The 21,780-nt window shown below is 28.3% G+C and carries 19 protein-coding genes; 10 read left to right on the plus strand and 9 right to left on the minus strand.

Annotated elements, in window-relative coordinates; translation table 11 throughout:
- The first annotated feature begins 2 nt into the window (after positions 1–2).
- From PHEL85_RS12295 to PHEL85_RS12330, 8 genes are all read left to right on the plus strand, one after another.
- A complete protein-coding gene (locus PHEL85_RS12295) occupies positions 3–1,730 on the plus strand; it encodes a SulP family inorganic anion transporter (protein ID WP_036825382.1) in 1,728 nt (575 codons plus the stop codon).
- An 82-nt stretch (positions 1,731–1,812) separates the two neighbouring features.
- Positions 1,813–3,219, plus strand: coding sequence for an MBL fold metallo-hydrolase (locus tag PHEL85_RS12300; RefSeq protein WP_036825383.1), 1,407 nt, complete (start codon positions 1,813–1,815; stop codon positions 3,217–3,219).
- 4 nt (positions 3,220–3,223) lie between these two features.
- Positions 3,224–3,595: a rhodanese-like domain-containing protein gene (locus PHEL85_RS12305; RefSeq protein WP_036825384.1), complete on the plus strand. Its 372-nt coding sequence runs from the start codon at positions 3,224–3,226 to the stop codon at positions 3,593–3,595.
- Positions 3,595–3,861 (plus strand): heavy-metal-associated domain-containing protein, encoded by a 267-nt coding sequence (locus tag PHEL85_RS12310; RefSeq protein WP_036825386.1) that lies wholly within the window; start codon positions 3,595–3,597, stop codon positions 3,859–3,861. The genes PHEL85_RS12305 and PHEL85_RS12310 overlap by 1 nt, the downstream gene beginning before the upstream one ends.
- 77 nt (positions 3,862–3,938) lie before the next feature.
- A complete protein-coding gene (locus PHEL85_RS12315) occupies positions 3,939–7,220 on the plus strand; it encodes a tetratricopeptide repeat protein (RefSeq protein WP_036825387.1) in 3,282 nt (1,093 codons plus the stop codon).
- Complete coding sequence (locus PHEL85_RS12320) at positions 7,189–9,132, plus strand: transglutaminase-like domain-containing protein (protein ID WP_036825389.1); 1,944 nt, start codon at positions 7,189–7,191, stop codon at positions 9,130–9,132. The genes PHEL85_RS12315 and PHEL85_RS12320 overlap by 32 nt, the downstream gene beginning before the upstream one ends.
- A 9-nt stretch (positions 9,133–9,141) precedes the next feature.
- On the plus strand, positions 9,142–11,109 hold the full coding sequence (locus PHEL85_RS12325) for a DUF3857 domain-containing protein (RefSeq protein ID WP_036825391.1): 1,968 nt from the start codon (positions 9,142–9,144) through the stop codon (positions 11,107–11,109).
- A 7-nt stretch (positions 11,110–11,116) separates the two neighbouring features.
- Complete coding sequence (locus tag PHEL85_RS12330) at positions 11,117–11,509, plus strand: hypothetical protein (protein WP_036825392.1); 393 nt, start codon at positions 11,117–11,119, stop codon at positions 11,507–11,509.
- A 58-nt stretch (positions 11,510–11,567) separates the two neighbouring features.
- On the opposite strand, the gene PHEL85_RS12335 is transcribed toward PHEL85_RS12330, so the two are convergent.
- The 3 genes from PHEL85_RS12335 to PHEL85_RS12345 all read right to left on the minus strand — a co-directional run bounded on the left by PHEL85_RS12335 (position 11,568) and on the right by PHEL85_RS12345 (position 15,662).
- Positions 11,568–12,533: a hypothetical protein gene (locus PHEL85_RS12335; protein WP_036825393.1), complete on the minus strand. Its 966-nt coding sequence runs from the start codon at positions 12,531–12,533 to the stop codon at positions 11,568–11,570.
- 25 nt (positions 12,534–12,558) lie between these two features.
- The gene (locus tag PHEL85_RS12340; RefSeq protein ID WP_156109203.1) at positions 12,559–13,113 is read right to left on the minus strand and encodes a hypothetical protein; all 555 of its coding nucleotides are present in this window, start codon (positions 13,111–13,113) and stop codon (positions 12,559–12,561) included.
- Positions 13,114–13,313: 200 nt separating this feature from the next.
- Positions 13,314–15,662, minus strand: a complete 2,349-nt coding sequence (locus tag PHEL85_RS12345; RefSeq protein WP_036825397.1) for a TonB-dependent receptor — start codon at positions 15,660–15,662, stop codon at positions 13,314–13,316.
- Positions 15,663–15,982: 320 nt separating this feature from the next.
- Between PHEL85_RS12345 and PHEL85_RS12350 the strand changes: the two genes are divergently transcribed.
- Positions 15,983–16,378: a hypothetical protein gene (locus PHEL85_RS12350; RefSeq protein ID WP_036825398.1), complete on the plus strand. Its 396-nt coding sequence runs from the start codon at positions 15,983–15,985 to the stop codon at positions 16,376–16,378.
- A gap of 128 nt (positions 16,379–16,506) precedes the next feature.
- Here PHEL85_RS12350 and arfB read toward each other — a convergent pair whose 3' ends face one another.
- From arfB to PHEL85_RS12380, 6 genes are all read right to left on the minus strand, one after another.
- Positions 16,507–16,911: an alternative ribosome rescue aminoacyl-tRNA hydrolase ArfB gene (gene arfB / locus PHEL85_RS12355; protein ID WP_036825399.1), complete on the minus strand. Its 405-nt coding sequence runs from the start codon at positions 16,909–16,911 to the stop codon at positions 16,507–16,509.
- A gap of 70 nt (positions 16,912–16,981) precedes the next feature.
- Complete coding sequence (locus PHEL85_RS12360; protein WP_036825401.1) at positions 16,982–17,638, minus strand: AAA family ATPase; 657 nt, start codon at positions 17,636–17,638, stop codon at positions 16,982–16,984.
- Positions 17,599–18,231: a nicotinamide riboside transporter PnuC gene (gene pnuC / locus PHEL85_RS12365; protein ID WP_036825403.1), complete on the minus strand. Its 633-nt coding sequence runs from the start codon at positions 18,229–18,231 to the stop codon at positions 17,599–17,601. The genes PHEL85_RS12360 and pnuC overlap by 40 nt, the downstream gene beginning before the upstream one ends.
- A 3-nt stretch (positions 18,232–18,234) precedes the next feature.
- Complete coding sequence (locus PHEL85_RS12370; RefSeq protein WP_036825405.1) at positions 18,235–18,960, minus strand: geranylgeranylglyceryl/heptaprenylglyceryl phosphate synthase; 726 nt, start codon at positions 18,958–18,960, stop codon at positions 18,235–18,237.
- Between the two features lie 61 nt (positions 18,961–19,021).
- On the minus strand, positions 19,022–19,465 hold the full coding sequence (locus tag PHEL85_RS12375; RefSeq protein ID WP_036825406.1) for a hypothetical protein: 444 nt from the start codon (positions 19,463–19,465) through the stop codon (positions 19,022–19,024).
- Positions 19,455–20,081, minus strand: a complete 627-nt coding sequence (locus PHEL85_RS12380; protein WP_036825407.1) for a 4'-phosphopantetheinyl transferase family protein — start codon at positions 20,079–20,081, stop codon at positions 19,455–19,457. The genes PHEL85_RS12375 and PHEL85_RS12380 overlap by 11 nt, the downstream gene beginning before the upstream one ends.
- A 65-nt stretch (positions 20,082–20,146) precedes the next feature.
- Here PHEL85_RS12380 and ahcY point away from each other — a divergent pair, with 65 nt between their 5' ends.
- Positions 20,147–21,460, plus strand: a complete 1,314-nt coding sequence (ahcY, locus tag PHEL85_RS12385; protein WP_036825409.1) for an adenosylhomocysteinase — start codon at positions 20,147–20,149, stop codon at positions 21,458–21,460.
- Positions 21,461–21,780: the final 320 nt, after the last annotated feature.

Below are 21,780 nucleotides of genomic sequence, written 5' to 3' on the forward strand. Positions count from 1 at the left end.
TGATGAATATTAAAAAATTAATACCAATATTAGAATGGCTGCCAAACTATAATACATCCCTTTTTAAGGGAGATTTAGTAGCAGGTATTACTGTTGGTATTATTTTAATTCCACAGGGAATTGCCTATGCTTTAATTGCTGGTTTACCACCAATTTATGGTTTATATTGTGCATTAGTGCCACAAGTAATGTATGCTATTTTTGGCTCTTCAAGGCAAGTAGCTATTGGTCCTGTAGCTATGGATTCATTAATTGTTGCTACAGGAGTTTCAACATTGGCTTTAGCAGGGTCTGACAGTTATATTTCTATTGCAATTTTATTAGCTTTAATGGTTGGTGCTATTCAATTTATTATGGGGATTTTTAGTTTAGGATTTATTGTAAACTTCCTTTCTAAACCTGTAATTACAGGCTTTACATCTGCAGTAGCATTAATTATTGGCTTTAATCAATTTAGAAATTTATTTGGAGTAGATTTTGTACAAAGCGATCAATTACAGTATGTTGTAGAAGATATTTGGCTTCAATTATCAAGCTACAATTTTCACACAACAATTATTGGTTTAATTTCTGTGGTTGTAATTATTATTTTTAGAAGAATAAATAAAAAAATACCAAACGCATTAATTGTAGTAATTCTCGGAATTATAATAATGAAGTATTTTGGACATTCCTTTAACGATGTTTCTATTGTAAAAGACATTCCTTCAGGATTACCTTTATTTAGTATTCCAGAGTTCGATTTTGACCTTTTAAGAGAATTGTTTCCTATTGCATTTACTTTAGTAATGGTTGGTTATTTAGAAATTATATCTATCGGAAAATCGTTAGAAGCAAAACAAGATGAATATAGAATAAGACCAAACCAAGAATTAATTGCTTTAGGATTAAGTAATATGATGGGCTCCTTTTTTAAAGCATTTCCAACTACTTCAAGTTTTTCTAGATCTGCAATTAATCAAGAAAGTGGAGCAAAAACAGGAATGGCTTCATTAATTTCTGTAGTAATGGTAGTTTTTACCTTATTATTTTTAACACCAATGTTTTATCATTTACCAAAAACAGTTTTAGCAGCAATTATTATTGTAGCAGTTTTTGGTTTGGTAAATATTAAAGAAGCTGCTTTTTTATGGAAAGCAAATCATTTAGATTTCTGGTTAATGTTAGCCACTTTTTTAGGAACCTTATTATTAGGTATCGAATTCGGCATTATTGTTGGAGTTGGTTTGTCATTAATAGTTTTAATTTTTAGAACCTCTAGACCTTATGTAGCAGAATTAGGGAAAGTTCCAAATTCTGATTTTTATAGAAATAGAAGTCGTTTTGAAGAAGTTATTATTGAAGATGATATTTTAATATTTAGGTTTGATGCTCAAATATATTATGCAAATTCAAGTTATTTTAGAGACAAGTTAGATGAAATGGCTATTAAAAAAGGAGATGCATTAAAGCTAATAGTTTTAGATGCAGAAAGCATTAATAGAGTAGATAGTACAGGAGTAGAAATGTTAAAAGAAAGAATAAAGTTTTATAAAAAGAAAGGTGTTACTTTTCTATTGGCAGGAGTTAAAGGTCCAGTTAGAGACGATTTATTTAGAAGTGGTATTTTATCTATCATAGATTTAAATCACTTTTTTATGCGTGCAAATGGAGCAGTTCAATTTTATAAAACAGGATGTAGAGAACAACAAGAAAAGTATGCAAAATACATTCATCAAGCATACCATTAATTAATAATAGACTGATAAAAGTCATTTGAAAAATTTATTTTTTCAAGTTACTTTGAATCGTTAAAAAAGAAGGAGGATTACAATGATAATAGAACAAATTTATACAGGTTGTTTAGCTCAAGGAGCTTATTATATAGAAAGTAATGGCGAAGTTGCTATAATAGATCCATTAAGAGAAGTACAAGATTATATAGATAGAGCAGATAAGAAAAATGCAAAAATCAAATATATTTTTGAAACTCATTTTCATGCAGATTTTGTAAGTGGTCATGTTACTTTGGCTGAAAAAACAGGAGCAAAAATTGTGTATGGACCAACAGCAAAAACTAATTTTGATGCAATTATAGCAGAAGACAATCAGGTTTTTAAAATAGGAGATATTACAATTACAGTATTACATACTCCTGGTCATACAATGGAAAGTTCTTGTTATCTTTTAAAAGATGAAAACGGAAAAGATTATGCCATTTTTAGTGGTGACACATTATTTTTAGGAGATGTTGGTCGTCCAGATTTAGCACAGAAAGGAGCTATTACAGAAGAAGATTTAGCAGGTTATTTATTTGATAGTTTACGTAATAAAGTAATGACTTTAGCAGATGATGTTATTGTATATCCTGCACATGGAGCTGGTTCTGCTTGTGGTAAAAGTTTAAGCAAAGAAACTGTGGGAACAATTGGTAATCAAAAAGAAACCAATTATGCTTTAAGAGCAAATATGACCAAAGAAGAGTTTGTAAAAGAAGTTACCGATGGTTTATTGCCACCTCCAGCATATTTCCCTTTAAATGTGAAACTGAATAAGGAAGGATATCAAAATATAGATGATGTTATAGAAAACAGTGCAAAACCATTATCTGTAGAAGCGTTTGAAATTCATGCAAATGAAACTGAAGCATTAATTTTAGATGTTCGTCATCAATCAGAATTTATAAAAGGATTTATACCAAAATCTATTTTTATAGGTTTAGGAGGTACTTTTGCACCTTGGGTTGGTGCATTGATAAAAGATATTAAACAACCCATTTTATTGGTAACTCCAGAAGGAGAAGAAGAAGCTACAATTATACGATTGTCTAGAGTTGGTTTTGATAATGTTTTAGGCTATTTACAAGGAAGTTTTGAAGCATGGAAAAATACTGGTAAAGAAATAGATACTTTAGAATCTGTTTCTGCGAGTGTTTTAGAAGAAAAAATTAAAGAAAACGCGTTAGTTTTTGATGTTAGAAAACCTGGAGAATATGAAAGTGAACATTTAAAAGTTGCAAAAAATACGCCTTTAGATTTTTTAAATGACCATATTTCAGAGTTCCCTAAGAAAGAAGATTTTTATATACATTGTGCAAGTGGTTATCGTTCTGTAATTGCTTCTTCTATTCTAAAAGCAAGAGGATTTCATAATGTAATTGATGTTGAAGGTGGTTTTAATGCAACTATAAATACAAATATTGAAAGAACTGCAGCTGTTTGTCCTTCAACATTAAAATAGTAAAATGAAACAATTATTTTTAATATTTTTTGCGAGTTTTCTTTTTATCAATTGTGGAAACTCACAAGAAATAAAAACAATATCAACATTAGAGTTAAAAGATTTATTGTCTAAAGATAAAGTTCAAATAGTAGATGTAAGAACAAAAAATGAGATAAAATATGGATTTATAGAATCTTCTATTTTTATTGATTTTTTTGATAATAATTTTACTGAAAAAGCAGTTAATAAATTAGATAAAAACAAACCAGTATATTTATACTGTAGAAGTGGAAACAGAAGTGGTAATGCCACAAAATTATTGCAAGGAAAAGGATATGAAGTCTATAATGTTTTAGGCGGATATAATCAATGGAAAAAAGAAAATAAGAAATAATGAAAGCAGATATACAAATAGAAAACTTAAAATGTGGTGGTTGTGCAGCAACTATTAAAAAAGGAATATTAGCTCTAGATGGGGTAAATGAAATAGATATTGATATAGAAAAATCAATTGTTTCAATTACATCAGAAAATGATAATTTAGAAGAAATTAGATTAAAGTTATCTAAATTAGGTTATCCAGAAGTTGGTGATAAAAACACTGTTTTACACAAAGCAAAATCTTTTGTAAGTTGCGCTGTTGGTAGAATAGATTCTTAAAGAATATTTACATAATAAGAGGGAACAAAAACTTAATAATTCGAGTTTTTGTTCCCTCTTTTTCTTATTTTAGTTCTATGAAAAAAATATTAATTGCTATGTTTTTTGTGGCTAATTTTAGTTTCTCACAAGAAAAAATTCCCTTTGTAGATTATGACGAAATAATTCAGAAAATCTCGAAAGAAGAAAACAATGAAAAAGTAATCTCTCTTATCAATACACTCAATAAGAATGACTCTGCTTATTACTCATTACTTATTTCAAAATCATATTATTTACTACAATTAAAAAAGTATGAAGAGGCATTAAATGTTGTAAACGAAGGTATTAATAGTAGTCATCAACATTCTAAAGTTAACTTTTATGCGAATAAAGGGGTTGTTTTATCTAACCTAAAAAAGGATGATAAAGCTTTAGAAAATTACAATGAAGGTCTTAAATATTATCCAAAGAACTATTTACTTTGGTTTAATAAAGGGCATATTTTAGAAATTCAAGGTAAATTAAATGAAGCTGTAAATGCATATAAAAAAGCAATTTCTTTAAATCCAACTTATACCAAACCACATTTACAGATTGGTAATATTTATTATAAACAAGAGCGTTTTACACAAGCATTAATGTGTTTTAATCTGTATTTACTTTTAGAACCAGATGCAGATGGAGCATTTACTGTTTTAAAGTCTTTAAATAACATTGTAAAAGCAAAAAATTCTAATAAAAGAGATCTAAATATTACCTTAGATGACCAAGATGATTCTTTTGAGGATATAGATTTAGTATTGAGTAGTAAAGTAGCTATGAATAAGAATTACAAAACAAGTAACCCTATAAATATAGCATTAGTAAGACAGAACCATGCAATGATTGCCCAGTTAAAAAACTTTAAAGGAAATGGTGGTTTTTGGGATAAAACATACGTGCCATTCTATAAATGGATTGCTAAAAATAATAAATTTGATGATTTTACTTATACACTTACATACGCTATTGAAAATGAAGATTATAAAAAAATCATAAAGAATAATACCGAAGAAATCATTGCTTTTTTAGCAGATTTAAAAATTAAATGGGCAAATTTAGTATCTAAAAATAACATTCTTTTTAATGGAAAGCAACAAGAAGTTACTTATGAATATAGTGATTCTTATGTAGATGCAGTTGGTAATTATGAAGAAGGAAAACCAGTTGGATTTTGGCAATTTTATAATGAATCGGGTAGGTTAACAGCAGAAGGAAATTTTGATAATTCTGGAGAAAGAACTGGTAAATGGACATGGTTTACATCATTAAATAAAATAAAAGAGACTGCTTTTTACAAAGACGGAGTTTTAGAAGGGAAAAATTTAATGTTCCATAATAATGGAAAGAAATATGTAGATGCAAATTATGTAAACGATTCTTTGCATTGGCAATATGAGTATTTTAATAATAAAGGCGCTTTGGTTCAAAGAAAATTTTTTAATTCTGGTGTTTTAGACGGAATGTATAAATCGTATTTTGATGTTGGAGAAAAGATTCTTGAATTTAAAATTCCTTATAAAAACGGAGAAATTGATGGTGAGGTTTTAGAATATTATGCAAATGGAGATGTATATGCAAAATCATATTATGTTGCTGGTAAAAAGAATGGATTAGAAACAGTTTATCATTATAATAAAAAAGTTTCTTCAGAAATTAATTATGTAAATGGAGAGTTAAGTGGAAGTTATAAATCATTCCATTCTAATGGAAAGCCAAATGAAGTTGGACAAAGTTTTGAAGGTTTTTACAATGGCGCTTGGAAAACGTTTTATTCTGACGGAACGCTAGAAAGTGAATCTACCTACAAAAACGGAAGTTTACATGATTTATATAAATACTATGATACTGATGGCAAGTTATTTTATGAATATATTTATAGAAAAGGAGAAATAATTGCCTTCACATTCTATAATAAAGACGCAACTGTTTTAAAGAAAGGTAAAAAGAAAAGCGGTGAATTTTATTATGAAGGATTTTCGCCAAAAGGAAATAAAACCACTGAAGGATTGTATGATATTTCTGGAGGAAAATCTGGCGAATGGAAATTTTATACAGATAATGGTGTTTTAAAAAATAAAGGAAACTTTAAAGAAAATAAAATAATCGGAGAGTACTTTACTTATTTTAAAAATGGAAATATCGATAATATAACCAATTATAAAGAAGATGTAATAGATGGTTATTATGTTGGTTATCATATAAATGGTAAAATGGCTACTCAAGGTTGGTATAAAGATGGAAATCAGGTTGGTGAATGGAGATATTATAATATAGATGGTACTATTAACGCTGTGAATTTTTATCATAAAGGAATGCTTAACGGTGCTCAAAAAACCTTTGGTGTTTCTGGTAAATTAATAGCAACTACTTTTTATCAATTTGGCAATTTAATATCTGAAGAAATTTATGATAAAAATGAAATTCCGTTTCAAAAAATGGATTACGTCTCAAAAGAAAAAGAATATAAGATTATTAATAAACATTATAATGGAAAAACTAGAGCTGCCATTTCTTATGTAAATGAAGTAAAGCATGGAGACTATGAAGTTTTTTATTATAATGGAAATAAGGAAATTACCGGTAGTTATTTAAATGGGAAACAAAACGGACTTTGGACTTGGTATTATGAAAACGGAAATATAGAAAGCAAAGCCAATTATTCTAGAGGGAATGCACAAGGAAAAGTGATTAACTATTATAAAAATGGTAAAATACAAGGTGAATATAATTTTGAAAATGATTTAGAGGTAGGTGTTAGTAAAAAATTCTATGATAATGGAGTTAAAAAAGCCACAATTGAATATTATGAAGGAAAAAAACATGGAAAACATGAGTTTTACGATTCTTCTGGGAAATTGCAATTAATTCGATTTTACAATCATGGAGAAATTATTGGTTATAGTTATTTAGATAAAAACGGAACAGAAATTGCAATGACTCCACTAGATAAAGAAAGTGGAAAAATTGAAGCGTTTTTTGATAATGGTAAACCTTCAAAAACAATGGAATATCAATTTGGAGATTTTATAAATAACTATAAATCCTATTTTTATTCTGGAGTTTTAATGGAGGAAATTAATTATTTAGATGGAAATTTTCATGGTGTTAGAAAAGAATATTTTGAAAACGGAAACCTAAAAAAAGAAACCAATTACTTTCAAGGAGAAAAGCAAGGAAAACAAATTGTATATTTCGAAAACGGAAATAAAAAAGAAGAATTTAATTTTGCAAATGATGTAAAACACGGAATGTCTTTTTTTTACGATGAAGCAGGGAAATTAAAAACCAAAAAGGAGTATTTTAATGGAAAAACATATAAAGTCGAAAATTTATAAATCAAGTTTAATTGCCTTCTTTTTATTGGTGATAACAAGCTTAAATGCTCAATATTCTACAGAGTTTTTAAAGTATAGAAAATTGCACCCAGAAGCTGCAAGAATTCGTTTACAACAAGAAACTATTATAACTATTGAAGCTACTAAAGAAGGTTTAGAAATTAATCAAGAATTTATAGAAGAAGATTTGTATTTAAATGAAGCTGCCACTTATAATTCTAAAAACACCTTAAACTTTTCTGCTTTTTTTGAATTAAATGAGGTAAAAGCATCAACACTTTCTTTTGAAAACAATGTATATGTAGAAAAAGAAGTAGAAAAATTTACCAAAAAAGATGATTTAAATAGCTCTTTTTATGATGATACAAAATCATTAAACTATGTTTATCCTAATTTAAAAAAAGGATCAAAATCCAAATTAAAATATTCGCAGAAAATTAAAAACCCTCGTTTTTTAATGCCTTTTTATTTTGGAGAATATTATCCTATCAAAAAAAATAAAGTAACTATTATTGCTGATAAAGATGTGAATCTAGAATTCAGAAAATTCAATATTTCTGATGATAATATTCAATTTACAAAAGAAGAAAAAAGAAAAAAAACAATTTATACTTGGCAGTTAGATAATCAAGCAGAATATGATTATGAAGCAAATACCCCAAATTATAAAACCATTTTACCTCATATTGTTCCTATTATAACTTCTTATAAGATTAACAAAAAAACCAAAAAGGTACTGGGAAAAGTATCTGATTTATATGGTTGGTATTATTCTTTGGTTGAAAATGTAAATGTTGAACCTGCAAATAAAGAATTAGTAACTTTAGTAGATAAAATAACTGCAGATAAAAAAACAGAGTTAGAAAAAGTAAAAGCAATTTATTATTGGACGCAGAAAAATATAAAATACATCGCTTTTGAGTATGCTTTAGGAGGTTTTATACCAAGAGAATCTAATGAGGTTTTTAGAAAGAAATATGGCGATTGTAAAGACAATTCTAGCATATTGTATAGAATGTTAGAAATTGCAGGTGTAAAAGGAAACTTAACATGGATAGGTACAAGAAGTATACCTTATACTTATGAAGAAGTGCCAACGCCAGTGGTAGATAATCACATGATTCTTTCTTATGAAAACAATGGAAGAACTTATTATTTAGACGCAACAGGAAGGTATATTAAATTCGGAATTCCGACTTCTTTTATCCAAGGAAAAGAAGCATTGGTTTCTTATGGAAAAGAATTTAAGATAAAAAAAGTACCAGTTATTGCTGCTAAAGAAAGTGCCGTTATTGATTCTACAAGTATAAAAATTGAAAATGGGAGTGTTATAGGTACTGCAAAAACAACAATTTCTGGGTATCCAAAGATTGATGTTTTTAACGATTTAGAAAATGAGAATACAGAAACTAAATTAAAACAATTTTACAATAGAAAATTTGTAAAAGGAAATAATAAGTTTTTGGTGAAGAATTTTAAAGAGACTAATAAATATCATTATGATAATGATTTTATAGTAGATTATGATTTTGAAATTAAAAATTATTCTAAAAAATTGGGAGATGAAATTTACATCAACCTTAATTTAAATAAAGATTTATCATATTATAAAACTGATAAAAAACGTGAAAACGCTATAGAATACGATTATAAAAGATATTTTAGTTACACTACAAAATTAGAAATTCCTAAAGGCTATAAGGTAGATTATATGCCAGAAACTGTAAAAGTTTCTAATGATTTTATAACCAGTGAAATTACTTATGTATTAGAAGAAAATGAGGTAATTTACAATCATACAATAGAATTAAACTTCTTAATTTTAAGTTTAGAAAATCAAAAAGAAGTAAACAAATTGATTAAAAAAATCGAAAGAAATTACAAAGAAATTGTAGTTTTAAAAAAAGAATAAATACAGATTATGAAGAATAAGATTAGCTTATTAGTTGCCCTATTATTTACTTTTCTAATTGCAGTAGCACAAGAAAACCCTTATTTTGAAAGTTATGATTGGGACGAAACTCCAAATTATAAAATAGAAGAAGCAAATACAGAAGAAATGATTGCTGTTAAAGAAAAAACAGTCACAGAGTTTTATTTTCAAAAGGAGGATTTGGTAGAATATTATTTAGAGCATAAAGTTTTATGGCTAAATTCTGATGATGCTATTGAAGAATATAACAAAATCTATTTACCGTTTTCTTCACAAGCAGAATTACAAGTAAACAAAGCAAGAGTGATTACTCCAGAAGGGAAGTTAATCAATCTAGATAAATCTAAAATATTGACTGCAGAAGATGAAGAAACAGGCAGAACATACAAGTATTATGCTTTAGAAGGAATTACAAAAGGAAGTTTTATAGAGTATATGTATGTGGTAAAAAGACCACCAAGTTATACGGGTAAAAAATTCTACATTCAAGATTCTTACTATAAAGATAAAGTCGAATTTGATTTATTTTCACCAAGTAATTTACTCTTTAAATTTAAGAGTTTTAATGATTTAGCAGAAGTAGAAAAAGATACTTTAACTACAGAAAAATTGCACTATAAATTGCATGTAAATAAAGTTAATAAACTAGAAAGTGAATACCAAGCACCTTATAATGCTTCAAGAGCTTTTATTGTTTATAAAATGGATAAAAATACTGCAGGTTCAGGAGCAGATATGATTTCTTACAACAATGTTGCGCAAAATTTGTATAATAGATATTATGTAGAATATTCAAAAAAGACAGCAGATTTAATCAACGATTTTATTAAAGAATTAGAATTACCAGAAAACGCAGATGAAGAAAGTATTGTTAGAAAACTAGATTATTATATTAAAACAAATGTGTATTCGCAAGATGTTTATAATGATGATTTAAAGGATTTAGACCAAATTTTAACCCAAAAAGTTGCCAATGAAACAGGTATTATAAAACTATATATTGCTGTTTTAAGAACATTAAATATAAACCATGAACTCGTTTTAACAACAGACAGAAAACAAATAAAGTTCGATACAGAATTTGAAGCAACCAATTTTTTAACAGATTATTTACTGTATTTTCCAAAAGCTAAAAAATATTTATCACCAAATGCTTCTGGAACAAGATATGGTTTTCCAATGCCTTATTTAATGGATAATTATGGATTGTTTATGAAAGAAGTTACTATTGGAGATTTTAAATCTGCAGTAGGGAAAATTAAATATATAGCACCTGTTAAAGCAGAAGAAGTTGTTGATGTTATGAAAGTAATCATCAACTTTAACGAAGAAAATTTAACCGAAAATAGTATTAATTTTGATAGAGCTTTCAGCGGATATTATGCCATGAATATTCAACCTTTTATGCATTTAATACAAGGAGAAGATAGAGAAGAAATGGTAGATAGTTTTATAGAAAGCATTACCAAAGAGTTTGAAATAACAAACAGAAAACTGGTAAATGATGACTCTGAATTATTTGGCGTAAAACCATTACAATTTATTATAGATTTTACTACGGAAGCATTTGTAGAAAAAGCAGGAAGAAAGTACTTGTTTAAGTTAGGTGATTTAATAGGGCAACAAATACAATTGTATCAAGAAAAAGAAAGGGTTTTGCCTTTAGAAGAACAGTTTCATAGAAGTTATTTTAGAACCTTAACGATTAACATTCCTGAAGGGTATAAAATTACCAATTTAGAGGATATTAATATTGATAATTCATTTTCTAAAAACGGAAAAGAATTATTTTCTTTTAAGTCTTTTTATAAATTAGAGGGCAATACAGTAACAATTACTGCCGATGAACATTATAGAGAAAACATTGTACAAGTAGACATGTATGAAGAATACAGAACTGTAATTAATAGTGCAGCAGATTTTAATAAAATAGTATTGTTATTAGAACCTAAATAAGTTGTTTATGGAGTATCAAGATGTGTTTGATCTTTTTCTGGAACAAGTAAAAGAAAGTATACAAAAAGGCAAATTCGCCAAATTAACCATGGCAAAAACCATTGGTAAATTAGATTTGAAAAATATATTTGTAAGACCCGTTGCTTCTAAAGGTGCTATTAAAGTTTTAGTAAAATTTAGCTACAGACCTAGAGAAACAGAAGATGTAGAAAAAGAACTTACTTTAGAGGAAGCTTTTAAGGTTTTAAAAGAACATCTTAGAAATCCTTTTTTGTCTGTGTTGTTATTTACCACAACAAAAGATGTCACTTTTAAAATTAATAAAAAAGGAGCAGGTACTATTACAGAAAATTCACCAACATTTCATAATGTTATACAAGCTGATAATGATGCAAAATAATTGACAGCTAATCAGAAAGAATAAAAGAGTTGTTTTTTAGCTCAGTTCTTTGTTGTGCCTAGTTATTTTTTATTAATTTTTCTATCCAATCAAAACAATCTTGATTATCCATAATACTCCAAGAATGAGGATGTTTTGTTCCGTCTAATTTTATTCCTTTTTCCGTTGTTATAATTACGTTTGCATCTTTATTTCCCATAAGTTTTAAATCATTAATCATTGCAACAATATCAGTACCGTTCCAATCATATAAATCTCTTCCTCTTTCATTCATTAACCAATTAACATCTAAATCTGTGTACATTCGGATTGGAATGTCTTTTAAATATTGAGCATTACCTCCATTTTTTATACCGTTTGAATAAATTGATGCTTCTCTATATATATCAGGAAATTCCTCTGGTGAACCTCCATAAATTTCATTATAATTATTCATAATCCATCGAGCTTCTCCAGCCCCAATTTCTGAAAAACCTCTCTTAATTTCTCTTTGGCAGTATTCATAAAGGTGTGCTTTATCTAAAGGTACATCAAGTCCAAAAACACCCTTAGGTTTCAAGAATGTTTTCTTTTTGTTTTTAACTGATTGTTCAGCATAAACTAAAGAAATCATACCACCGTTTGATAGTCCACCAAGGATAAAATTATCTTTTGGTATATTGTGTTTTTCAATAATTTCTTTAAATATTATATCCAAAGTTTCTATCTCAACGTTTCTGTCTTCAGTTCCCCAATTTATTGCAGGAATAATTGTTGCTATTTCTTTGTCAAAAGCAAGTTTATGAATAGATATTTGTTTTAGTAAATCTTTAGTCGTTTCTCCTCCAGAAGGCAAAATTACAATCGCACCCTTTATTATTCCTTTAGGAATGAGTTTTAGATAATAAAGTTCTGTACTTTCTCCATCATTGATATATAAGTTTGATGTGTCAGTAGTATTTAAAATTACCTTTTCAAAATCTTGACTTTTACAAGAAATAGTTACTAGAAGAAAGAAAAGTAAAACGGTTTTATATTTGTTCATTCGATTAAGTATTTTGCAAAACTTTTTATTTCAAAGGATAAAATTCTTCTGTGGTTTTATATGTTATTTTTCCATCGTTTTTACTCAAAAGAAATGTTCCTCCCCAAATTATTTCGGGATAGTATAATAATTGTTTTGTCATATCTCTTATAACAAGTGGTGCTTTTGTACTTGGCAATGACATCATTTCAATTGCTTTACTAATTGAAAACCATTGAGCATCTTTTTTATTTTCAGGTACTATCAATTCTCCGTCAACAACTTTACAACTAAAATGTTGCCTAAATTGTGAAATCGGTTTATAGTCAGACATAAACATAAAAATTCCAGCTATTTTAGGACTATTTACTTCCACTCCAAATTCCGACGCTAAATTCATAAGTCCATCTTTTATTGTTGTTTTAGAATTATGTCTTAATGCAGGTGTCATCCATCCAAAATTATTCTTTTCCAATAAAACTTCTCCTTTTTCATTATAAATGAGTAATCGTTGAATTGTATAACTATCATTTCCTGTTTCTTGAGCAAATGATTTCAGCCCAAAAAGGATAATAAATGAAAACAAAATTATTTTTTTCATAGGTGTTTCTTTTTTAGTTACGGTTTTTTTAAATGACATGGTATTTTTATACTGATATGACGTCTGTTTTAATGACTTATATCAGAAGTTAGCTAAGTTAACCTTTTTAGAGAAGAAAAGCATTAATGAAAATACTTGTTTTAAACCAAAAAAATCCCAAGCCTAAACCTGGGATTTAACTATTTTAGAAAATTAATTTTCTAAAACTTCATAGTAACCCCCACTAAAAAGTTTCTTGTTGCTTGTGGATAATAACCTTGTACTTCATAAGAAGATGGTCCTGTCCAATAATCTAAATATGTATAACCTCTATCTACATATTCTTTATTAAAAATGTTATTTACAACACCAGTAAATATGATAGATTTAAAAATAGAAGATGTTTTTATTTCATATATAAAATTTAAATCACTAGTAAAATAACTATCTAATTTTGAAGCTTCAGTATTTGTGTTGCTTAAATATTGTTCATCAACATATTTAGATAATAATGAAATTTGAAAATTATCTGTTGGTTGATAAATAAGTGCATTACTTGCAATAATATTTGGAGAAAAAGCAATATTTGTTTTACCTATGTTTGTTACAGTTCCGTCTCTATCTAACATAAAATCGTTAATTTTATTATTACTTAAAGTTAGGTTTTGGTTAACACTAAATTGGTCTGTTATTTTAACATTCGCATCAATTTCTAAACCTAAACGATAACTATCTTTTATATTTTCACGTAAATAATCTCCAACATCATTTAAGCCACCAGTTTGTATTAATTGATTGTCATAAGACATGTAGTATAAATTGGTGTTTAATTGTACTGTATTGTTTTTTAAACGCCATCCAAGTTCATAATCATTTAAAGATTCATGTTTTACATCTTCTCCATTCTTATAATCATTTCTATTAGGTTCTTTATTAGCTCTCGCATAAGAAACATATAAACTGTTGTTTTTGTTGATTGTATGAGTTAAACCTAATTTAGGGTTAAAGAAATTAAATTTATCTTCAACATTTAATGTATTTCTATCAGAAGTTAAACCACCTGTTTTGTAATTTACAAAACGTCCTTGTAAATCAACAAAAGCTTTAAAATTATCAGAAATGTTAAAAGTAGCTTTAGAAAAAATGCTAAAATCTTTTTTAGAAGCATCACTAAAATAATATTGATCTCTAATATTTGCTGTCGGAGCAAATTCTTTCGCCCAAATTACTTCTCCAAAATGGTCTCCTGTATAGTTGCTATAAGAAAAACCAGATACAACTTCTAGTTGCTCTTTTTTGTAAGTTGTATTTCCGTTAAACACATAAAAATGATTGTCTAACCAACGACGGACAATTAAGTCAGATGCAGGTTTTCCATCCCAAGTTGTTGTTGTGGCAGTTATAATATCATTATATTTAGATACAGCACTTTCTCCTTTATATTGTTCAAAATATCCTTTTCCTCTTGTATAATTTAAACCAATATTAGTAGACCAATTGTCATTTAATTTTTCATTCCAATGTAATTGATAATGATCTTGCCAATAGTTATCTGTTTCATTATCATAAGTATAAGGATTTTGTTTTCTGTCTGCTGCTAATTCATCTGCAGACAAACCGTACCAAGCTTGATATGTTTTTTCACTACCTCCAAATGCTAGTGCTTTTATCAACGTATTTTTATCAGAATAACTTCCTTGTAAAAAATACGATTTTAAATCTGTAGAAGCTCTATCTACATAACCATCAGAATAAATATTAGACAAACGACCAGCAAACTCAAAATGATCATTTACTTTTCCTGTTGTAAACTTTACTGTATGTTTTCTTGTTCCGTAAGAACCAAAAGAATTAGATATTTCTCCACCAGCTTCTTCAGAAATAGCATCTGTTAAAATATTTAAACTTGCACCAAAAGCACCAGAACCATTTGTAGAAGTACCAACACCACGTTGCAATTGTAAACTTTGAGTAGAAGAAGCAAAATCGCCCATATTTACCCAATAAGTACCTTGACTCTCAGCATCGTTATAAGGAATACCGTTTACTGTAACATTTACACGAGAAGCATCAGAACCACGAACACGAATGTATGTATAACCAACACCAGCTCCAGCATCAGAAGAAGAAATTACAGAAGGCATATAATTTAAAAGTACAGGAATATCCTGACCTAAATTACGTTTTGCAATTTCTTTTTTTGATAAATTAGAATGCGTTACAGGAGCGTCTGCTTTTACACGAACAGCAGAAACCAAAACTTCATCTAAAACGGTGGAATTTGACAATAAAACAAACTCGATTGTATCATTTTTAGTCAAAGAAATTTCTTTAGAAATAGACTTGTAACCAATAAATGAAGCTTGAATTTTGTAATTTCCTTTTGGGAGATTTACAGAGAACTTTCCATCGAAATCAGTAGAAGTTCCTTTGTTGTTTTCTTTTACCAGAATAGTTGCTCCAGGTAAAGATTCATTGTTTTCATCTACAACTTTTCCTTTGAGTGTAAATGTCTGGGCGTTTACAAGTATACTTGTAAACAAGAATAAAAAAATGGTAATTTTTTTCATTTTAAATAAATTTAAAACGAATAAAAAGAGGTAATTATTCTTGTGATTAATATTGAATAATTAATTTTTCGACATCATTTCTGATGTCACTCAGTCCCTAAACAGCATTATCTGTTCTAGGTTCATTGGGTATGATCTCAGCCTTTTAATAGTTAAAAGTTAAAAAGTTAAAAGTCTGCTAAGACTAAAAACTAAAAACTAAAAACTGTAATTAGCACCCCTTTATGAGAACGGTGCAAATGTAATTTGGATTTTTGAATTAAAAAATAAGAAACGTATTTTTTTTAGTAGCTTTGGTTTTTACCTAATATATCAATAATATGAAAACTTTAAAAGGACTTGAAACTTGGCATCAATTTGTAAAAAATAAAAACCATGAAGATTTGTCTGATTTTATAGATGATAATGCTGTTTTATATTCGCCAGTAGTTTTTACGCCAGTTGAAGGAAGTTTTATGGTAAGTATGTATTTAATTGCTGCAGGTGAAATTATTGCAAATAACAATTTTAAATATGTTAGAGAAGTATGTGATAATGAAAATGTAATATTAGAATTTGTTACAGAAATTAATGGAATTACTGTAGAAGGTGTAGATATGATTAAGTATACAGAAGATGGAAAACTGAAAGAAATTAAAGTAATGATAAGACCGTTGAAAGCTGTAAATATGGTGCATCAAAAAATGGGTGAATATTTACAAAAAATGAATTCTTAAAATTTTTAGAAGCTATTTCCTGCTTTCACTACTCGCTTTTTTGTTCTGCTGAATTTAGTTCAGCATCTCAAAAAGAGCTCAAACAAACCGCTCAATCAGGGCTAAACTTGTTTGCTAATTATTAGAATTTAATCGAGTTTTGGCTTCTTTCTCAACGCTTTTTTTACAGAAGTTCTTTTTTTGCTTTCTGCTTTTCTTTTTACAGAAGCTTTGCTTGGTTTTGTAGGTCTTCTTTTTTTAGGGCGAATTAAATTTATCTTTATTAATTCTAAAAAACGTTTAATAGCAATTTCTTTATTTCTGTGTTGAGAACGTGTTTCATCACAAAATAAGATGAGGTTATTATCCTTGGTTAATTTAGATTGAAGTTTAATTTTTAAAAGATCTTTTTCTCTATCAGAAAGAGCAAGAGAGTTTTCTAAATCAAAAGCTAATTCAATTTTTGAAGAAACTTTATTTACATGTTGTCCTCCAGCACCAGAACTTCTAATGGCTTTAAAGTTTAATTCTTTTATGAGGTTTTCTATATTCATTTTTTTTGAAAAGAATTGTCAGTTCGAGCGCAGTCGAGAACTAATTAAAACCGCTCTTTTCCTTTTTTAATTAATAATCAAAAGAATTCCCAAAATCAGTATTTTGATGCATAAAATGCATGTCTAAATCAAGTAAAGAATCAGAAAAAGAGTAAAGGTTTTCTTTACTAGCAATAATTTTATCAATAGTTTCAACTGCGTTTTTTAAACGTGTTTCTTTATCACCTTTTAATAAAAGATAAGGCCTGTTATTGTCTATTAAAGATTTTTCGAATGCATTAAACATTTCTAAACGTAACTCAGGTCTGTCTCGTAAATCGTCTTCTTCCCAAGGAGTATCTATATAGGTTAAAAGATATAAGTCATATTGATTTTCGCTTGCAGCGTTATCTAATTTTTTATCTACAAAACCGCCATAAAATTCTTCAGAATATACTTTAGTTTCTAATAAATCTGTATCACAAATTAGAATTTTATCGGCCCTTTTTGCTAATTTATTTTCTAATTTCATTTGTCCAATTGCAATAGGAAGTAAATCTTCTGCTTCGCATGTTTTACGTTCATTATTCCATTTTTTTTGCAAGTATTCACGTGCAAATTCTGGTGCCCAAACGGTATTGTAATAACGTGCTAAATGACGAGAAAGTGTTGTTTTTCCAGTAGATTCTGGTCCAAATAAAACAACCTTTACAAGATTGATGGGTTTTTGTGTAAGTTTTTTTTCCATGCGATGTAACCAAATATTGCTATAAATGTAAATCCTAAATATTGAAAACTAGTAAATGTAAATCCTTTATAAAAATATAAAGGTATAGAAATGATGTCTCCAATAATCCAAAAAATCCAATTTTCTATTTTTCTTTTTGCCATTAACCACATTCCAACAAAGAAAATTGCGGTTGTAATTGTATCTGCGTATGCAACCCAGCTTGTCCATTTATCAAAAGTTTTATAAACGATAAAAACAAAAACAAGGGTTGCTAAAAATATAAAAACAGATGTTCTTTTTTCTTTTTTAGTTGTTCTAGAAATTGGTGTAACATGAGTTGCATCAATTTTACGAGTCCAAATATACCAACCATAAACACTCATTATAAAATAATAACCATTTATCATCATATCTCCTAATAGTTCCCATTTTAAAAGTAAATACACAAAAATGGCTGTACTTATCATTCCTGTTGGAAACACCCAAATTTTATTCTGTTTAGAAAACCAAACAGATAAAAAACCAAAAATAACAGCAATAATTTCTAGAACAATATCAATTATTTCATAGGTTTTATATTGTCCAAAAAAGAAATCAAAAATTTCTGACATGTTTTATTTTTTTAAATCTTTAAAGAAGTCTTCATTTTTTTCAAAAGCAGTTCCAATAACAACTAAATCTGCTCCAGCATTAAATGCTGAATCTAATTGTTCTTTAGAACGAATTCCTCCACCAACAATTAATGGAATTGATAAATTTTCAGAAACTTTTTTTATAATTTCTTGGCTGACTGCCTCAGTCGCTCCAGAACCAGCTTCTAAGTAAATTAATTTTTTTCCAGAAAACTCACCCGCTAAAGCTGTGTTTAAAATTAAGTCAATACTATCTTGAGAAATAGGTTTTGTATTACTTACTTTTTGAGTAGCCGTTTCTTTTTTTCCATCAATTAAAATATAACCTGTTGGTAAAATCTCTAAATTCGAATTTTTTAAAATAGGAGCAGCTTTTACTTGTTGTTCAATTAAATACTCAGGATTTCTGCCAGAAAGTAAACTCAAAAATAGAATTCCGTCTGCTTTTTGTGAGATTTGCGAAACATCACCAGGAAAAAGAATAACAGGTAAATTAGTTGCTTTTTTAACTGCAGCAACTACAGTATCTGTCTGATTTTCATAATCTGTACTTCCGCCAACAAAAATATGCGTAGTAACAGATTGATGCACTTTCTCAAAAAAAGAAGGGACATTTTTAAGATCAATTTTTTCAGGATCTATTAAAACTGCGAGTAGTTTTTGGCCTTCGTTTTTTGCTGATAAAATGTTTTGGTAAATATTCACGATTGCGAAAATACGATTTTATATATTCTGATTATACATAAGATGATTTCGAGTGATTTTTTCTTTAATTATCGAATTTTTTTTCAATCTCAGAAATCTCTTTTGACATGAATTTTTTTAATGCAATGATTTTTACAATCCAAAAGATTAAAATTAGTATTGTAATCAGAAAGATTGAGAGTAAAAGAGAAGCTTCCCACAATTTCCAAGTAATAAGTACACCTAATACTGATAAAATCAGCCAGAAAAAAAGTTGTTTTTTCAGGGTAATGATAAATAGTATAGAGTCTTCACTTACAATAAAGTATCCCGAATCCTTAAAAATCATTTGTTTATGAATTACTTCTCTACTGTTTGCAGAAATATATGTATACTTTTTTCTAATATTTAATTTCGCATCTGAAACCCTTGTAGTTTTATAAGTCTCAGCTAAATGTAACTCAATGATTGAGAAAATAGCATTTGCGGATAAACCTTTTGGGTTATTTATTTGTTTTTTAATAAGCATACGTACAAGTAAAACCATCAAATTCTAAAAAGTGAATGTTATAAGAAGCAATTTCTCCTTCATATCTAATTTCTCCAGTTGTTTTTTTATCAGAAAACTTAAAGTCTTCAATATATATATGATGTAAGAATAAGAGTTTTTTCTTTCCGTATATTTTATATAAACTCTCTTTAGCACCCCAAACAATGGTAAGTTTACTTACTAAAGCATCGTGATTTGCAATGGTTTTGTATTCTACAATGGGTGTAAATTTAGATGCAATTTTCAGAATTTTATCACGTTGTTTCTCAATATCTATTCCAACAGTTTTATCATCAGAAATAATAATACCAGAAAAAGTAAAAGAATGTGTAATAGAAATGTGTTTTCCGTCTTTTAAATGCGGTTTTCCAAATTCATCATAAATTAAATCAGCATCAGAATAACCCGCTTCTTTTAATAAATGTCGAATACTTAAAAATCCTTTTTGGTGAATTTCAGATTTCATAGAATTTAATCTAGTTTCACTGTTTTCAGATAATGAAATTCCTTCTTTTAGCTCATCAATAGTTTCTTCTATTTTCCAGATAAAAACTTTAGTTGTTGCACTGATAGTTAATGTTTTGTAAAGAGCCATAAAATTAAAAAAGTATGTTGTAACTTTGCAATTCGAAAAAATTGAGATTTAACAAATATAATAATATGAGTACAAAAACAGCTTACGTACCAAATAAAGTTAAAGATATTTCTTTAGCAGCTTGGGGAAGAAAAGAAATTAAATTGGCTGAAGCAGAAATGCCTGGGTTAATGAGTTTAAGAGAAGAGTACAAAGATTCTCAACCATTAGCAGGTTCTAGAATTGCAGGATGTTTGCATATGACGATTCAAACTGCGGTTTTAATTGAAACTTTACAAGCTTTAGGTGCAGAAGTAACTTGGAGTTCTTGTAATATTTTTTCTACACAAGATCAGGCTGCTGCTGCAATTGCTGCTGCAGGAACTGCTGTGTATGCATGGAAAGATATGACAGAAGAAGAGTTTGACTGGTGTATAGAACAAACTTTATTCTTTGGTGAAGACAGAAAACCATTAAACTTAATTTTAGATGATGGTGGAGATTTAACAAACATGGTTTTAGATCGTTATCCAGAATTAGCAGCAGGAATCAATGGTTTATCAGAAGAAACTACAACAGGAGTTCACCGTTTATACGATAGAGTAAAAGCAGGAACTTTACCAATGCCAGCAATTAACGTAAACGATTCTGTTACCAAATCTAAATTTGATAACAAATATGGTTGTAAAGAATCTGCAGTAGATGCAATTCGTAGAGCAACAGATATTATGTTAGCAGGTAAACGTGTAACTGTTTGTGGTTATGGAGATGTAGGTAAAGGTACAGCAGCTTCATTTAAAGGAGCAGGTTCTATTGTAACGGTTACAGAAATCGATCCTATTTGTGCGTTACAAGCTGCAATGGATGGTTTTGAAGTGAAGAAATTAGAAACTGTTGTTGGTAATTCTGATATTATTATTACAACTACAGGAAACAAAGATATTATTCAAGGTCGTCATTTCGAAGCAATGAAAGACAAAGTAATTGTTTGTAATATTGGGCATTTCGATAATGAAATTGATGTAGCTTGGTTAAATGATAATCACGGAAACACAAAAGATACAATTAAGCCACAAGTTGATAAATACAACATTAACGGAAAAGATATTGTTCTTTTAGCAGAAGGACGTTTAGTAAACTTAGGTTGTGCAACAGGTCACCCAAGTTTTGTAATGAGTAATTCATTTACAAACCAAACTTTGGCTCAAATAGAACTTTGGACAAACAGAGATGCTTATGAAAACGAAGTATATATGTTACCAAAACATTTAGATGAAAAAGTAGCAAAATTACACTTAGCAAAAATAGGAGTAGAGCTTACTGAATTAAGACCAGACCAAGCATCATATATTGGTGTAACAGTAGAAGGCCCTTTTAAACCAGAACACTATAGATACTAAATAGTTGTCATTCCGAAATGAGCTTTTTTAAGCGATTGAGGAATCTCATAAATATAGAAACCCTTTCACTTGACCTGAATTTATTTCAGGTTCTGAAAGGGTTTTTCTTTATCTGTCATCCTATGTTTGTAAAATATAATAATCTGTTTTAAAAAAGTTTAAATTAGATTTAATATTTAACAAGAAAAGTAAGGGTAAAGGAAAAGATTATAGTCCGTCATTTGTCATTAAAGACCGTTCGCAATGCTAATCACTTTACCTCTTACTACATAAACTTGAACAGATCATTAGACGTCTAAGTCTGTATTTAGGATTGATAA

The sequence above is a fragment of the Polaribacter sp. Hel1_85 genome, assembly GCF_000766795.1.
In the GTDB taxonomy this organism is placed as follows: domain Bacteria; phylum Bacteroidota; class Bacteroidia; order Flavobacteriales; family Flavobacteriaceae; genus Polaribacter.

Bases quoted from the DNA above. Each gene is read 5' to 3' on its own strand.
- PHEL85_RS12295 (WP_036825382.1), top strand. From the start codon at position 3: ATGAATATTAAAAAATTAATACCAATATTAGAATGGCTGCCAAACTAT.
- PHEL85_RS12300 (WP_036825383.1), top strand. From the start codon at position 1,813: ATGATAATAGAACAAATTTATACAGGTTGTTTAGCTCAAGGAGCTTAT.
- PHEL85_RS12305 (WP_036825384.1), top strand. From the start codon at position 3,224: ATGAAACAATTATTTTTAATATTTTTTGCGAGTTTTCTTTTTATCAAT.
- PHEL85_RS12310 (WP_036825386.1), top strand. From the start codon at position 3,595: ATGAAAGCAGATATACAAATAGAAAACTTAAAATGTGGTGGTTGTGCA.
- PHEL85_RS12315 (WP_036825387.1), top strand. From the start codon at position 3,939: ATGAAAAAAATATTAATTGCTATGTTTTTTGTGGCTAATTTTAGTTTC.
- PHEL85_RS12320 (WP_036825389.1), top strand. From the start codon at position 7,189: ATGGAAAAACATATAAAGTCGAAAATTTATAAATCAAGTTTAATTGCC.
- PHEL85_RS12325 (WP_036825391.1), top strand. From the start codon at position 9,142: ATGAAGAATAAGATTAGCTTATTAGTTGCCCTATTATTTACTTTTCTA.
- PHEL85_RS12330 (WP_036825392.1), top strand. From the start codon at position 11,117: ATGGAGTATCAAGATGTGTTTGATCTTTTTCTGGAACAAGTAAAAGAA.
- PHEL85_RS12335 (WP_036825393.1), bottom strand. From the start codon at position 12,533: ATGAACAAATATAAAACCGTTTTACTTTTCTTTCTTCTAGTAACTATT.
- PHEL85_RS12340 (WP_156109203.1), bottom strand. From the start codon at position 13,113: ATGAAAAAAATAATTTTGTTTTCATTTATTATCCTTTTTGGGCTGAAA.
- PHEL85_RS12345 (WP_036825397.1), bottom strand. From the start codon at position 15,662: ATGAAAAAAATTACCATTTTTTTATTCTTGTTTACAAGTATACTTGTA.
- PHEL85_RS12350 (WP_036825398.1), top strand. From the start codon at position 15,983: ATGAAAACTTTAAAAGGACTTGAAACTTGGCATCAATTTGTAAAAAAT.
- arfB (WP_036825399.1), bottom strand. From the start codon at position 16,911: ATGAATATAGAAAACCTCATAAAAGAATTAAACTTTAAAGCCATTAGA.
- PHEL85_RS12360 (WP_036825401.1), bottom strand. From the start codon at position 17,638: ATGGAAAAAAAACTTACACAAAAACCCATCAATCTTGTAAAGGTTGTT.
- pnuC (WP_036825403.1), bottom strand. From the start codon at position 18,231: ATGTCAGAAATTTTTGATTTCTTTTTTGGACAATATAAAACCTATGAA.
- PHEL85_RS12375 (WP_036825406.1), bottom strand. From the start codon at position 19,465: ATGCTTATTAAAAAACAAATAAATAACCCAAAAGGTTTATCCGCAAAT.
- PHEL85_RS12380 (WP_036825407.1), bottom strand. From the start codon at position 20,081: ATGGCTCTTTACAAAACATTAACTATCAGTGCAACAACTAAAGTTTTT.
- ahcY (WP_036825409.1), top strand. From the start codon at position 20,147: ATGAGTACAAAAACAGCTTACGTACCAAATAAAGTTAAAGATATTTCT.